This is a genomic window from Reichenbachiella sp., from assembly GCF_039944555.1.
Classification (GTDB): domain Bacteria; phylum Bacteroidota; class Bacteroidia; order Cytophagales; family Cyclobacteriaceae; genus Reichenbachiella.
Genome location: NZ_JBDUYN010000007.1, coordinates 1 through 16031, shown reverse-complemented (window position 1 = coordinate 16031; position 16031 = coordinate 1). Strand labels below are relative to the sequence as shown.

Annotated in this window: 8 protein-coding genes; 4 read left to right on the top strand and 4 right to left on the bottom strand. The window is 40.7% G+C overall.

Annotated elements, in window-relative coordinates; translation table 11 throughout:
• Nucleotide 1: 1 nt before the first annotated feature.
• From trpD to ABJD64_RS08650, 3 genes are read right to left on the bottom strand one after another with little or no spacing between them, the layout of a single operon-like run.
• The gene (trpD, locus tag ABJD64_RS08660) at nt 2-1015 is read right to left on the bottom strand and encodes an anthranilate phosphoribosyltransferase (protein ID WP_348181851.1); all 1014 of its coding nucleotides are present in this window, start codon (nt 1013-1015) and stop codon (nt 2-4) included.
• 17 nt (nt 1016-1032) lie between these two features.
• On the bottom strand, nt 1033-1599 hold the full coding sequence (locus ABJD64_RS08655; RefSeq protein ID WP_348181850.1) for an aminodeoxychorismate/anthranilate synthase component II: 567 nt from the start codon (nt 1597-1599) through the stop codon (nt 1033-1035).
• Entirely contained in the window at nt 1599-3035 is a 1437-nt protein-coding gene (locus ABJD64_RS08650) for an anthranilate synthase component I family protein (protein WP_348181849.1), read from the bottom strand. Before ABJD64_RS08650 ends, ABJD64_RS08655 begins: the two co-directional genes overlap by 1 nt.
• Nucleotides 3036-3355: 320 nt before the next feature.
• Between ABJD64_RS08650 and ABJD64_RS08645 the strand changes: the two genes are divergently transcribed.
• Nucleotides 3356-3778, top strand: coding sequence for a TerB family tellurite resistance protein (locus ABJD64_RS08645; protein ID WP_348181848.1), 423 nt, complete (start codon nt 3356-3358; stop codon nt 3776-3778).
• 28 nt (nt 3779-3806) lie between these two features.
• On the opposite strand, the gene ABJD64_RS08640 is transcribed toward ABJD64_RS08645, so the two are convergent.
• A complete protein-coding gene (locus tag ABJD64_RS08640) occupies nt 3807-4637 on the bottom strand; it encodes an outer membrane beta-barrel protein (protein WP_348181847.1) in 831 nt (276 codons plus the stop codon).
• Between the two features lie 254 nt (nt 4638-4891).
• On the opposite strand from ABJD64_RS08640, the gene ABJD64_RS08635 reads away from it, so the two are divergent.
• The 3 genes from ABJD64_RS08635 to ABJD64_RS08625 all read left to right on the top strand — a co-directional run.
• Entirely contained in the window at nt 4892-6499 is a 1608-nt protein-coding gene (locus ABJD64_RS08635; RefSeq protein ID WP_348181846.1) for a type IX secretion system membrane protein PorP/SprF, read from the top strand.
• A 6-nt stretch (nt 6500-6505) separates the two neighbouring features.
• A complete protein-coding gene (locus tag ABJD64_RS08630) occupies nt 6506-9847 on the top strand; it encodes an FG-GAP-like repeat-containing protein (protein ID WP_348181845.1) in 3342 nt (1113 codons plus the stop codon).
• 230 nt (nt 9848-10077) lie between these two features.
• Nucleotides 10078-16031, top strand: a 5954-nt coding sequence (locus ABJD64_RS08625; protein WP_348195067.1) for a hypothetical protein, incomplete at its 3' end; no start/stop codon positions are given.

The following is a 16031-nucleotide window of genomic DNA, read 5'->3' as shown; positions in this document are numbered from 1 at the left end:
CTTATGTGATTGAAATTTGGGTCTTGTTTGGATTTAAAAATGTTTTGAAACATGTATATGCCCGACCTGATTCGATTGATTCACGAGCCATGGCTACTCCATCAGTAATATCTGATAGTTCTTTGCCTACAGTCAGTGCAAGTCCGGAATTGGCCAGCACCACATCAGTTTGAGCTTTTGTTGCCTCGCCTTTGAGCACGTTTATAAATATTTGTGCCGAAGCTTCAATTGTGTCTCCTCCATTTATGGATTTTTGAGTGACTTGCGCCAAACCCAAATGATCAGGATAATAGACTCTTTCTGCATGATTGGTAATTACTTTAAAGGCTCCCGTCAGTGATATCTCATCATAACCATCAAGTGCATGTACAATGGCACAATCTCGATTTTCATTTTGATGTAAATACTGATACAATCGAGCCAGTTCAAGGTTGTACACACCGATTAATTGTTTTTCCGGTCTACTAGGGTTCACCTGCGGCCCTAGCATATTGAAAAATGTCTTTAAACTTAGATCTCTTCTTACCGGAGCCACATTCTTCATAGCCGGATGAAATAACGGCGCATGTAGAAAACAAATACCGGCCTCATCCAAACTTCTTTTCAGCTCATCTTCTTCCGCCTTAAATTCATAACCAAGATGAACAAGTAAATTAGACGATCCACACATGGAAGATACGCCATTGTTTCCGTGCTTGGCGACGTTTTGACCAGCACCCGCAACTACAAAACTGGAGGTCGTAGAAATATTGAAAGTATCCTTACCATCACCACCTGTTCCGCACATATCCATGGCATTATAACCATTTAAGTTAATGGGTTTGCATAGTTCAAGCATTGCGTCTTTGAATCCAGCTAATTCATGCGTTCTGATGCTCCGCATTAAGTACACCGTCATGAAAGCAGCCATTTGACTCTCATTGTAAGCACCATTTGCTAACTGAATTAACGTATCCTTGGCTTCCTGTTGCGTAAGAATGTAATTATTAGTCAATTTTTGAAGTATCTCTTTCATTGGTTTATTATTTGAGGTTAAGCGTTAATCCAGTTTTCAATTAATTTGATGCCATGTTCGGTTAGTATAGATTCAGGATGAAACTGTACCCCTCGCACAGCATACTCTTTATGCGCAACGGCCATAATTTCCCCATTCTCATCCGTAGCGGTGATTTTAAGCTCACCCGAATTTTTCGGATCTATGGCCCAGCTGTGATATCTACAGACTTTAAATTTTTCCGGAATACCTTCAAACAATACATCTGGAGACTCAATTTTTACACTGGTTGCAATACCATGAAGCACAGTAGGCATGTTATAAAGTTTTGCCCCAAACACTTCGCCAATAGCTTGATGCCCAAGGCAAACACCTAATATTGATTTGTCCTTTGCATAGGTTTTAATCACATCAAGTAAGATTCCACTCTCATCAGGCAGACCTGGGCCCGGTGATAGCAGTATTCTGTCATATTTACCAACGTCTTCAAGACTGATTTCATCATTCCTAAAAACTTCCATATTTTCATCGCAGCCAAGCTCACGCAGTATATGCACAAGATTGTAGGTGAATGAATCGTAATTATCTAAAACCAAGGTCTTCATTATTTCTGTGCTTCTAACTTTTGATTAATACTATCTGCTTTTCTTATGGCTGATTGGAGTGCTCCAACCTTATTGTATACTTCCTGAACCTCGCTATCAGGATCTGACTTGGCCACTACGCCTGCCCCAGCCCTGAAATGCAACGTGTTGTTTTGACTTAAAAATGAGCGGATCACAATGGCATGATTGAAATTACCATGAAAATCCATCAATCCAATCATGCCACCATAATACCCCCGTTGCGTATTTTCGTATTCGTCAATTAATTGCATAGCTCGGTGTTTTGGCGCACCTGAGAGCGTTCCTGCTGGAAACGTATCAGCAGCCAAATCAATTGCTGTTTTTCCTTTCTTCAGGAAGGTTGAAACCTTAGAAACTAAATGAATGACATGTGAAAAGAATTGGATCTCCTTGAATTTCTCAACATTTACGCGATCACCCGATTTACTCAAATCATTGCGCGCCAGATCCACTAGCATAACATGTTCAGAATTCTCTTTTTCATCCTCAAAAAGTGCCCTGGCGGATTCCGCGTCCTTTTCGTCATCACCAGTACGTTTATAGGTTCCGGCAATTGGGAATATTGAGGCCACACCATCATTCACTTCCAATTGAGCCTCTGGAGAGGAGCCAAATATCTTGAACGAACCATAATCAAAGTAAAACAGATAAGGAGAGGGATTTATGCTTCTAAGTGCTCTATAAAGCAAAAATTCATCCCCATTAAACTTGGTGCTAAAGTTTCTCGATAACACCATTTGAAAGGTATCCCCTCTTTGACAATGTGCAATGGCCTTCAATACGCTGTCGCGATATTCGGCATCTGTCATATTCGATTCTACCTTGCCATCAGATTGAAAAGAGTATTCTGGTGTATTATTCGATGATATCATCATTTCGATCTCATCTAAATGATATTCCTGGCTCTTATCTTCAAGAGCATTGTGCGTGATAAATATTTTATTAGAAAAATGATCAAATGCGATCACATATTCAAAAAAGAAATATTGCATCAGTGGGATATCAAATGCAGAAGCCTTTTTAGTGTCGAACTTTATATTCTCAAAAAGCTGAACTGCTTCATAAGCGGTAAATCCGAAAAGACCTGCTTTGGTAAATCCTTCACTTTCATTCTTTTCTGTAGAAAAGGCATCGCTAAATTCATAGAACGCCTGCTTCACGTTAAGATTTGAAATCGGTCTAGTCTCCGCTTCAAGTTCTGGCAATTGTTGTATCACGTGGTCCTTATCCACTCTAAATTCCGCCAAAGGAGAAAAGCCTATGTACGATATACTATTCTCCTTAGCATGGTAATCTGAACTTTCTAATAAAAATGAATTTGGAAATCTGTCTCTGATTTTAAGATAGATACTCACTGGTGTAAGTATATCACCCAGTATCTCGCGAGTTTTTGAAAAAATTTTAATCTGTTTCATGTCAATTTTTGGCAAAAAAAAAGCCCCGATGATCGGGGCTTTGTTATTTTATATGTTTCAATACATACTAGGGCCGATCACATCTTGCTTGCAAAATGCTCCACCACCAGTTTGTATTGTTGTTTATCATTTTCATTAATGCAATAATATTTCAGGAATCGTTATAACCAAAATAAAATGACAGTTTTTATAAAAAAAATTCTCTTCATTCGATTTATTAAAGTATATATTTCAAAAATTCATTTAATTTGAATAATTCAAACAAATTACTGAACTTGTACTTTCTTTAAGAATCAAGAACACAGCCTAAATCAATATATATGTCTTCAGAGTTAGATGTAAAGCAGCAACTAAGTTTGCTTGTTCACCTGTCAAAGGTTGATAATTTTATTGCCGAACCAGAATCAAAAATGATTCACTATTTGGGTAATCTGCATGGGCTTACTGAAGACGATATTGAAACTATCATAGACAATCCTATGCCCATTCCTGACCTTCAGGATCTACCACCAGACACTAAATTTGAATACCTCTTCAATATTGTTCAATTGATGAAAGTTGATGGCAAGGTATTTCAATCTGAAATTGATTTCTGTGAAAAAATAGCTCTAAAGTTGGGATACAAACCAGGTGTAATAGCTGACCTGTCGGCTTACGTATACAGCGACCCTACTATCAATACCAGTAAGACTTTCCTGAGAAGTATTGTGGATGAACACCTGATGCCTCGTAAGAAAAAGTAAGATTCAATTAGATACTTAATTCCTTTATTTATCTCTTATATTTTTTCTCCTTCTTCCCTCCAACGTTGGACGAGCTTTTTCCTTTTAGTGTTAATTCTGGGTTGAATCCAAACATGTAAGCAATAGATACCATAAACATATGAGAGCGATACTCAGTATCCTCTCTATAGTCATTGATATTAGAAAATCTAGTACCATCAGTGAATGCCAGATTTGAATGCGCCCAGCTAATTTTAGCATCAACAATTACCCTTTGGGTGGGAGTAACATCAAAAAGCCAGCCTACACCAAAGTCCAACGCATATTGTAGTCTATTTGGCTTGGTAACTATAAGCTTATCCGTATAGTCACCGACATTGAGTTCTTCTAGTTCTTTATCCAAGAATAGGATGTCATAATTTACAGCTTCACCAGGTATAGAAGCATTTTCTTCAGTTTCGTCGGAAATAATTGTTCCCTTACCTCCCAGCCACCAACTCAGGCGTGGGCCAGCTTCCACGAAAACTTTGAATCGGCTATTCTTCATAAAAACAACGCGTGCCATTAGTGGAGCGGTAATGAAATGGTTTACAGTTTTATTATCCAAACTCTGATCCGGAAATAAATCCTTTGGACGTACGCGATTATTGACTCGAAGATATACGACCTCAGTATGAACTTCAAAAGCACCTTCAGTGGAGTAGTCCATTGCTAGTCCTGCATGCCAGTTTACTTTGCTGCTTACATTAAAGGAGTCCTTATGAGCAGCAACCTGATATCGGGGTAAAATAATCTGTCCGCCTACTTTAGGACCAAACCAAAACTGGGCATGGCCGGAAAATGAAACAAATAGTAGCCCTATAAATAATAACCTTTTCATGTTTCTTGTATTGACAATCATTGTATGTTTCAAGATTTGCAAATTACAATTTTTAAATCATTATCATTCACTATAAAGGACAATGAGCAAAAAATATTCATATTTTGATAATAATATCCATTTTTTGGAATTATTGTATTGTGTTGAGTCTAATTTCTATAGTTTACTATTTTTAAATTAGATTTGACATTTACTAATGTTAGAATAAAAACAGAGATTTTAATGATTTATTTTAACGATCAGGTGTGTAACATATGAAAAAAAGAATATTAGTATTCCTGCTCTCATTATTTCTTGCAGGGAATAATCTATCTGCCCAGGATCAGAAAGTCTACAGCCAGTTTTTTATGAACCCATATGTAATTAATCCTGCATATGCTGGTGCGACAGGCTACACTACCTTTTTTGGTGTGCATCGACAACAGTGGATTGGACTGGAAGGAGCTCCTGCATTTTCTCACCTCAGCTTCAGCACCCCACTCGAAAATAACATTTCAGTTGGCGCTTTAGCTTTCAACAATAACGAAAATGCTATTAAAACATCCGGCGCAAAAGTATCAGCTGGTTATTTACTAGAGTTGGATCGAAAGCAGTTCTTACGGTTCGGTCTTTCGATTGGTGGAGGATATACAACTTATGATGTAGATGCAGGGATTGACCCTACACTATTAGCATTGTCGAATACGTCATTTTTAATGGCCGATCTTGGTGTTTCTTATTACTACGAAAATCTTAATGTTGCCTTGTCTGTTCCAAATCTGATAGGAAGGAATACTGTGGACACAAATGGCTTTAGCGAGGTGAAATTAGCGCCTTACGAAAATTTAACACTTCAAGCCAATTACAGACACTTGATCAATAAAGATTTTTCCATAGAACCACACCTTATATATAGGTTTTCCACAGTCAACCTCTCCCAATACGAAGCAGCAGTCATTGCACATATTGGTCATGTAATTTGGGCAGGCCTTAATTATCGACAAGACGCCGGTGCCGGCGCATTGTTTGGAATAAAAATTCAAGAAAAAGGAGCAATTGGTTTTGCTTATGAGTATGGTAAAACCGAGTTGGACGGATTTTCTTCTGGAACCTTTGAACTCAGTTTGGGACTACAACTTGGAGAGAAAAAGAAAAACCAGAGACAAGCTGTCTCTTTTATTCATAACTTCAAAAAATCCAAGCACGAAAAATCCAAAAGCTCAACAAGAAGCCAATACCTCGCGCAACAGAGAGCTAAGGCTGCCGAGCAACGTGCACAACAAGCTGCGGCTGCAAGTCAAGTAGCAACACAGACCACAGAAACACAGACCACAGAAACACCTGCTACAACAACACCTGCTACAACACCGCAAACAAATCCAACTGCTACGACCGTGGCAACCACAAATGAATCAACAGCTGATGTTGTAAAAGAGGAAATCGATCATGACACCCCACTTCAACATAGAACGAAATCTGACGGTGTTTGGGAAATTGGAGCAACTTACATTCAGACACGTATTGATAGTACAAAAACAAAAACATTAAAATGGCACGATGCATTGACCGACACACCTGATCACGCAGAACTACCGCCAAACACACACAGAAGAGTTCCTGGCAATATTTTGGAATTACCGGCAGGTCACCATGTAGTAGCTGGCGAGTTTATTACCTATGAAGAGGCAGAAGATTATAGTGATAAAATTTTCGAAATGGGATTTCATGGGTCTCTAGTAGGCCATCTACAATCATTGGAGGATAAAAAATATGTAGTTGTTGTGCACAAAGGGGCTACAATGGGTATTGCTATGGACGAGCAAAAAAAATGGAGTAAACGCCAAAACCTAAATCATGTGTACATCCTAAATGTGGTACAATAATCAGATATGAGAAAAAAGAATAATCGAATGATGACTAAGTACTTAATAGCAATCTTTTTGATGTTTGTAAGTTTACTATCTGCAAGTGCTCAGGCTCCTTATGTAAATAGCATAAGCCCAGCCAAAGCTTCAGTTGGGGATGTCGTTAATATCAGTGGGAGTAATCTGACAGGAGCAACGGTTGTTTATTTTGGTGGTGCCAAAGGAACCAATCTTAATGTCGTCAATAGCAATCTTTTAACAATAGAGGTACCGTTTGGAGCAAGTTTTGAACAAATTACCGTACTGCACACCACAAATGGCGCCGGATATTCTATCGAAAAATTCAACCTCACCTTCGACGGACAATCTTTTACAGACGGTTCAAATGTATCTAGTAATGTGAGCTCTCAAGAAATTTTTGCTACTAGCAAAACTCAGACCCAGGACTTATGTACTTGTGACTTTGACAATGACGGAGATTTAGATGTGGCTATTTCAAATGTTGGAAGCGTTGAAATATCAATTTTCACTAATTCATCCACCGTAGGAGATGCAAATTTTACTTCCACTACAATATCTAATTCTTTTGCTGTGACTAATGTAATCTGCGGAGACCTAGACGGTGATGGTTTTGCAGATTTGATTGCCAACGAGCTTGGCGGCGAAGGTAAAATATATACTTATCGTAATAATCAGGTAGGTGGATTCGAAGCAAAAGAAGAAGTAGCTATTCCTCAAAATGGATCTCTGTTTAGAAAACCTGGACGAATTGCTCTTGGAGATCTTGATTTAGATGGAAGGCCTGAAGTCGTGGTTACTGCTGAAGATGATAATTCGATATTCTTTTTCGAAAACAACAGTATAAATGGGAACATAAATCTGTCATCTACATCAAATTCGCTGACGTCAAGTGAAAATTCTGGAACAGCCGGACTTGGCGGTCTGGATATTGCCGATTTGAATAATGATGGTTTTCCAGAAATCATAGCCTCTAATTTTACTGAGCCCGGATATTATATCTGGCAAAACAACAGTCAACCAGGAACTTTCACTTTCAGGTCCCCCCTATTTACCAATACCAATAGTAATATAAGAGCATTGAAAGCAGGAGATATGGATCGCGATGGTTTTATGGACATTGTTTTGACTAATTCAGATATCAGTAGCAGCGATATAATTGAAATATCCGAAAATACTTCAAGTACTGCCGGACAGGATATAACAATGAGCTCTCCCATTCAAGTATTAGGGATAAATACCAGCTGGGGGTTGGACCTTGGCGACATCGATGGCGATGGCGATTTAGATATCGCAGTAGCCTCTTTTGGAGCAAACAATGGATATTATGTGGTGATGAATACCAATCCTGGTACTATTGCTAGCGCAAGCTATAGCGTAGGACTAGTAGCCGAATCAAATGCGAATAACTCAAGAAATATTAAGATAACGGATATAGATTCTGATGGCAGACCTGACTTTGTGTATACAAACAATTCAACAGCAGAGGGAGCTGGAAACTTAGCTACCAGGTTAAATGAAATTTGTTTCGTACCAGTCATTACCCCTTCAGGATCTACCGCACTCTGTGCAGGAGATATGATAGATCTTGTTGCGCCTAAATCAGGGTATAGTTATGTATGGAAAAAAAACAACATCGTTGAAGTAGGACAAACAACAAACACTTTGTCCAATGTAAGTACTGCCGGCAGCTACACCGTAACCATCTCAGATAATGTGGGCTGTCAGACAGAGTCAGCAGCCCTGGTTGTCACTGCTCCTGGAGGAACTTATAATGCGGCTACCGTCTCAGCATCTGATGCAACACCCTGTGCTGGAGATAACATAACTTTAAATGTAGATACTGAAGACCCATCAAGTTCCTATTTGTGGACAGGACCTAATGGGTATACAAGTACTACTAAAGTGCCTACCATTTCGGGAATTACAGTGGAGGGCTCAGGAGACTATTACCTAACTACCACATCCAGTGGAGCTGGTGGTTGTCAGAAAACTTCAGCAGCATTGTCTATAAGTGTGACAGGCTTACCTGCCATAACAGTCAACAATACCAAACCGGACTACTTCTGTACTGGTACGACCTTAAATTTGTCCACCAATCAATTTGCAGGACACACCTATGACTGGAAACTAAACGGGGTCAGCTTTGCGCCAGTTCAAACGGATCCTACTTTGTTAGCCGCCACTGCTGCTGGTGATTATAGTGTAACAATAGCTGTGTCAGGTTGCTCGTACACAAGTGCTGCCAGAACTCTAACGACTGTAGCCCCTCCTACTTCAAGTTTCACGGCGTCTGATGCGACAATCTGCGAAGGTGTTGCAGTTGATTTCACAGCGACATCAACTGGAGATGGGGCACTAACAATTATTAACAATTGGGACTATAAAGATGGAAGCGCTGTTGAAACCGGAAGCCCGGTCAATCATGCCTTTAGCACTGCCGGAAATTATGAGGTTGCCGTAACCGCAAAGTATGATGGTATTGACGATGCTGACTGTACTTACACGCCAGCCAGCTCGACTATAACCATATTAGCACCACCTACTGGTACTGATTTGGATTTGATCATCTCAGATAATACCGACACTATGAACTATGAGAAGTGTAAAGATGTCGCACTAACTCTAAGGGTCGGAACCCCCTATCCAAATTATGAATGGAAAACTGGCACCACCACAATTAGCACAATATCCATTGCAAACGTGGTTGAAGAGCAAGCTGTATTCGTTACCCTGACCAATGACGTAAAATGTGTTTTTGATTCTAATCCGGTGAATGTCACCAACTATACTACTGGAGGGATAGAAATTGTAGCGGCAAGCCCCAATGTCATCGATGTTACAGATTTAACAATAGGGAAAAAAATCGAATTGCAAGAAGATCAAACCAAGTTAACACTTAACGTAAACAATACAGATGCTCCGGCATGGGAACCGGCGCTGTACATTAATGACACAACCCTTACCACAGTTGAAGTTACTGTCACAAGCCGACAGCTGATTTCAGTTTACGGAATAGACCAACTCGGTTGCCAGGAAAAGGACTCCGTTACACTCGTTATACCAGGTATCCAGGGAGCTAAAAGCTTTACACCAAATGGAGATGGAATCAGCGACTGTTGGGAGGTTTCCAATGTGGGTACTACTGATTGCCAGGTTGTGATCTTCGACAGCAAAGGAAGACGTATAAGAGAAATTTCATTTAACGCCGACGGAGGTGCGGATGATTGCGTTTGGGATGGCAATAAATCCAATGGTTCTTCCTTGCCTGATGGCATGTATTATTATTTTATCAGCTGTTCGGATAGTGGTAATGAAAGTAGTGGATCCATATTTATGGCCCGATAACGGACGTAATTTTTACCTAGTTTATAAGTAAAATCCGTAAATTCATCGAAAAACCACCTTGTATTAGTGATATTTTTTATAAAAAAAGTACACTTCACATTTTTTAAATTACCTTTAATGCAAAATTTAGCCTCATTGAACTCAAACTTGAAACCAAATCAGCTTTATACACTGTCGGTTACTTTTTTTATCATTGAGGCATTAAAAAGTGGAACCTTGTCTTCAATCGTATGAATAGCTATAGAAAGATTTTTGCCCTACTCCTATGTCTTGTACCCAACCTACTGGTTGCGCAGGAAATCTGCGGTGATGGTATAGACAATGATAATAACGGCTTCGTGGACTGTTACGACAGTGCCTGTTCTGGAGACGAATTTTGTGATGACTTCTATTTTGGCAATTCTGTTTTGTGCCAGGACCCTGCTACACAAAACCCAGCCTTTGAAATCAAATTACAATGGGGTTCAGATGATCTTACCGCGTTTAACTCTGTCACTCCGGCAATTGGAGACATCGATGGTGACGGAACACCGGAAGTCGTAACTACAAACAGATATCTCAACACAGTAACCGTATTAAATGGAGCTAACGGTAATACCGAACATGGTCCACTTGATGTAGGATTTGATATTGCCAAGACAGTAGCTATTGCAAATCTCAACATCTCGGCAGAGGAGGCATTAGCAACAGGTATTGATGCTGACTGTGCGACCATTTTTGTTAGAGGTTTTAAAAATGGAAATTTAAGAGCTTACAATTGTAGTCTGGATTCTGTACTTTGGAGTATACCCAATACCAACACCGGTAACAAAGTGGGGTTGATCTCTCTCGCCGATTTCAATGGCGATGGAATTGTGGAACTTTTGCACGGAAATGAAATCAGAAATGCAAATACCGGCGGTGTGATTATTGCTGGCCTTGGAGACTTCCAAGATGACGTTATTCATGGTACTGTAGCTATTGATATATTACCTGATGCTGCCTGCGCCAATTGTGAAGGCCTCGAGATTGTTGCCGGAGGTAAAATTTACAGTGTCGACATCCCTGATCAAACAGACAGAACCGTGGATCCTGTTGGAACAAGAACACTCGAACGTGATATTAACGATGTCCTTCCTCCTGGAAGTGAGTTTGCCATAAAAAATGGCTGGGGTTGGAACTTCAATACTGCCTCTATTGCTGATTACAATCAAGATGGTAACATAGATGTTATCATTAGTGGTGGTCAATACGTGAGCGGATCAATAAGAACAGCTGCGGTCTTTTGGGATGTAATTAATTTCAATGTTATCACGTTTCTCCCCCCTCAAAATCACTCTGCAGGTACCGGTCGTATCAATATTGCAGATATCGATGGAGATGGTCAACTCAATTGTACATTCGTATCTAAGCAGCGGCTATACGCATTAGATGAGAATATGGTTCCATTAACCACTTGGAATGGTGGATTGGGATATAAAGACATCAACGAGGGTTCCTCTGGATTTACTGGATGTACGGTCTTTGACTTCAATGATGACAAAGCAGCGGAGGTGATCTACCGCGGGGAAACCTATGTCCATATCATTGATGGCACCACTGGTAATTCTCTGAAGCAGATTAAATGTACTTCCCGTACTTTCGAAGAATATCCTGTGGTAGCAGACGTCGATGGAGACGGAGCGAGTGAAATATGTGTTTCCTGTTCATTCGATGACAACACTTCGTTTACTCCATACAGTAATGGACGATATGGTCACATCAGAGTGTTCGAAGCTGATGGTGGTGAAAATTGGCAACCTTCAAGGCCTATTTGGAATCAACATGGTTATTTCAATGTCAACATCAATGATGACTTGACCATTCCTACCAATCAGCAAGATCCGGGGAAAGTCTTTTCTACTAACGTATGTACTACGGGCGACAACAGACCCCTTAACGCATTTCTAAACCAAGCACCTTATTTGAACGAAACCGGGTGTCCTTCCTATATATCTCCCGATATCGATCTCATCGAAATCACCAGCGTGGGGCAGGCACAATGTCCGGAAGGGGAATTTAACGTCACCATACGAATTGAAAATACGGGAGATACAGACTTGACTGGTACGATGCCTATCACTTTTTACAATGGCGCTCCAGATTTAGCTACTTCCACAAAACTCAATACAGTAACAGAGAACTTCTCCAACTTTGCTGTGGGTGATACGCTTTTTATCACAAAAACGGTGGTTGGTCAAGGAGGGAATTTTGACCTATATGTATCTATAAATGATGCAGGAGCACAAAACCCACCGGTTACCGATTTTGTGAGACCAGTTCCTGAATGTGACGACACCAATAATTTAGATTTTATAGGAGTAACCTCTACGAATTTTGATCTCCAACACGAAGTAATCAGTCATAATATAAAATGCGATCCTACCAAACCGGATAACGGTGATGCTAAGGTATTTTACTTTGGTACCGTATCAGAAACGATAACCAACCTATGGAATGAAAACTTTGATAATCTGACACCTGGTGATGAAGTCGACAATGGAAGTACATCATGGAGTTTTACTACTGCTCCTTCAGGAGCAGACAATCTGGAGGTTTCATTCACGGGAGTTACCAACGAGCTCTTCTTTGCAGATGTAGATGGTACAGCCGTATGGGAATCAGAAACCATTGATATATCCAGCTATCAATCGGCTAAAGTATCTGTCGGTATGAGATCCAGTGCGAAAAACGATACCTTCAACGATTTCATGAGGTTATATGCAGTAGTTGATGGAAGCGAACAGGCACTCTCCAACGGAATCCAATCCGGAAATTTTGGGTCATTAACTGCAACTCTCGAAGGTATTACAGGAAATTCGATCAGCATTCGAGCAAAGGTGAAAAATGGAAGAAATGATGAATTTTATTACCTTGACGACCTGGTTATTCAGGGTGTAACAGACGCACTGAGCGGTGAAATTACTGCAGGCTTTGACTTTCATTGGTTTCAAAACAACAATTTTAATGATACCATATTTACCGGTAATAGGTATACTGCGTTGGCAGAAGGTAATTATCAAGTCATCGCTTCTTCACAAACTAACTCTTGTACGTCAAATGTAGAAGATATCACCATTCAACTAGTCTCTAACAATCCGGTAGTGGGCATTACCAAGACGCAAGATCTCCTTAATTGTGACACGCCGGACGGTATATTAGATGCTTACGTGATAGAAGGTGGTTCCCAGGTAACAACAGGATATGACTTCACTTGGTACCTTGGCAATGACTTCACAACAGTAGTTGCCGTTGGACCAACCGCGATTAATTTAGAGGCCAGAACCTATTCAGTAGTAGTTACCGATGAAACTTCCGGTTGTGAAACAACACTCTCCGAAACTGTTGATACTGATCAAACACCTCCTGGTATTTTTGAAGTAAGCACAACGCATATTACAGACTGTACAGACCCAAATAGCGGTGAGATTATTGCGGGTTCTGATGGAGCCAACTCTCAATATACATTCAACTGGTATGACGGAACACAAGTAAAAGCAACACCTGATTTTAGTGCTTCGGGAAACAACGGCATGGGTGTTTCGGGGCAAAGATATCATAACCTTGAAGCTGGCTTTTATACAGTTGAAGTTCAGCATAAGCAAACTGGTTGTATTTCTGCTCCATTAACCATTGAAATTTTGGATAATTCAAATTCTCCAGCGGTTACATTAACGCTTTCTGATAACACTTCATGTACAACCAATGGCAATGGCTCGGCATCTGCTGAAATAGCAGGGCAATCTATTACAGATTATACTTTCACCTATTATAGTGGTTCAAATGCACTAGCTGAAAACGAAATTTCCACGGTAAGTGGAACTCAAAATGAAGTAGCTCAACTACTTTCCGCAGGCAATTACTTGGTTACTGTTGAGGAAATTGCTACTGGTTGTGTGGGCCGTGAATATTTTACCATTGAAGAAACGCTTGTCTTCCCTTCGACACCGCCGTTTAATGAAATTGCGGTTACTGATGTAACATCATGTAATGGTGTTGGTGCCGCTGATGGTATTATTGATGCCACTGGAGTCAATATGGCAGCTGTTAATACAGACGAGTTTGAGGCCATTCAAAATGGCAGTTTTGAGGTTCCGGATATTCTAACGGAGTTTGGTTCAAGTACATTCAAAATATTTGATCAATCGCTAGCGGATGGTTGGTCGTCCACAGATCTTGTGTTAGAATATTGGAAAAGTGGGTTTCAGGGTGTACCTGCTTTGGAAGGCAATCAGTTTGCAGAGATCAACGCCAACAACCCCGGCACTTTCTATTTCGATGTGGTAACCAAACCTGGAGTACGAATGAATTGGTCCTTCGGACATAGAGGCAGACAAGGTACTGATGTTGTAGCACTTAAAATCGATGACCCTGCCGCTGTAACACCAATAGAAATAGGCCAATTTTCTACAGGCACAGCTGATTGGGTAAGATACTCTGGCGAGTACACAATTCCAGATGGGCAAACCATTTCCAGATTTTCATTCGAAGCAATAAGCACAGCTGGCGGTAGTCTGTCTGTAGGAAACTTTATGGATGACGTGGTTTTTGAAGTAGCACCTTACTACTTTCAGCTTTTCGCTGGAACAAACTCTTCTGGCAGCCCTTTAGCTGAAAATACAACAGGTTATTTTGATACGCTGCCTGAAGGCACTTATACATTGTCTATTGTAAACAATATTACCGGCTGTCCTACAGATGACATTCCTATAATCATTAATCTCCAAGAACAAGAACCAGTACTTGTAAGACAAACAAAAACTGCTGATACCTATTGTGTAAATGGAAATGGTACTCAGCGAATTACAGCTTCCACGGCTATTGGCGACCCTACGGCAGGTTATAAGTATGAAATCTATACAGGAACAGATACCACGGTTGCACCGTATGCTGGACCATTTATAGATGCTGACGGAGACTATACTTTTACTGACTTGGAAGACAATACATACAGAGTCCTTGTTATCAATAGAGATAATGCCTGTACTGCTTTTACAGATGTTACAATTTTGGACAATTCCGAAATTCCGTCGTTTTCGAATGCTATTATCAATAACAATACGTCCTGTGACCCTGCTGCAGCAAATGGCCAAATAATTGCAAACGTCTTTGGCCAACCGAAAACAGATTACACTTGGTCATGGTTAGATGACGGAGGACTTCCAATTACCGGTAAAACCGCCGTTGACGCAGCCGTTGATGGAAACGCAAATAACTTAACAGACCTGGCCGCCGGTACCTATCAAGTCTATGCCATTCATACAGAAACTGGGTGTGAAACCGGTTTTCTGCCTGTCGTAATAATCGATGACCCATCTGGAAATTTCCCTACTATCTCAATATCAGAAGTAACAACCAATACTAGTTGTGGCGTTGGTAATGGTTCGCTAACTGCTTCAGTAGATGAAGGAGGAGGCCCGGGTGTGACTACAGGATACACGTTCGAATGGTTTGTTGGTGCCGATGATTCGGGTGCCGTATTGACGGTAGGTGACAATGCCGGCAACAACTCTGATGTGAACTTTACAGGTACTGAGTCAAATACGATAACCGGACTAAGTGCTCCTGTAGGTAACAATACTTATACTGTAAGAGTGACTAATTCGGATAACTGTTCAAATACCGCAACCTTATCCTTATCTAGTAATCCGACCACCCCTGTTATCGATGATACCGATCCTGGAGATGTCAACCTGACACAGGTCACTACCTGTCTTGGCAGTGCAGCATTCCCTGAAGGTGAAATTGAATTGACTGATGTAGCAGATGGTGCATTCACTAATGCAGCCACTGACTTTACTTATTCCTGGTACATCGGTAACTCTAATACAGGAACCGTCATCGCCAATGGCGCTGATATCGGTACTCAAAAAGGTGCTACCGCAACTGCCATCAACGTCTCGGGTGCGACTACCAACCACATCGTCGGGCTCGATGCCGGTGATTACACCGTGGAAGCAACCAACATTGCTACCGGATGTCTGTCTGCAGCCGTAGTGGTGACTGTGACCGAAAGCCTGGAGACCATCACCATGGGTGAAACTCCGGTCTCTGATCAAGTCAACTGTTCTGGTGATCCATCAGGTAGTTCTACCATTACTGCCTCTGATCCGGGAGGACATACTTTCACCTATGAGTTCTTTGTAGGCAGCAACACCAATGTAGC

What these genes read in the sequence shown, in the direction of transcription:
- ABJD64_RS08655 (WP_348181850.1), bottom strand. Translation starts at nt 1,599, where the DNA reads ATGAAGACCTTGGTTTTAGATAATTACGATTCATTCACCTACAATCTT.
- ABJD64_RS08640 (WP_348181847.1), bottom strand. Translation starts at nt 4,637, where the DNA reads ATGAAAAGGTTATTATTTATAGGGCTACTATTTGTTTCATTTTCCGGC.
- ABJD64_RS08650 (WP_348181849.1), bottom strand. Translation starts at nt 3,035, where the DNA reads ATGAAACAGATTAAAATTTTTTCAAAAACTCGCGAGATACTGGGTGAT.
- ABJD64_RS08645 (WP_348181848.1), top strand. Translation starts at nt 3,356, where the DNA reads ATGTCTTCAGAGTTAGATGTAAAGCAGCAACTAAGTTTGCTTGTTCAC.
- ABJD64_RS08635 (WP_348181846.1), top strand. Translation starts at nt 4,892, where the DNA reads ATGAAAAAAAGAATATTAGTATTCCTGCTCTCATTATTTCTTGCAGGG.
- ABJD64_RS08630 (WP_348181845.1), top strand. Translation starts at nt 6,506, where the DNA reads ATGAGAAAAAAGAATAATCGAATGATGACTAAGTACTTAATAGCAATC.
- trpD (WP_348181851.1), bottom strand. Translation starts at nt 1,015, where the DNA reads ATGAAAGAGATACTTCAAAAATTGACTAATAATTACATTCTTACGCAA.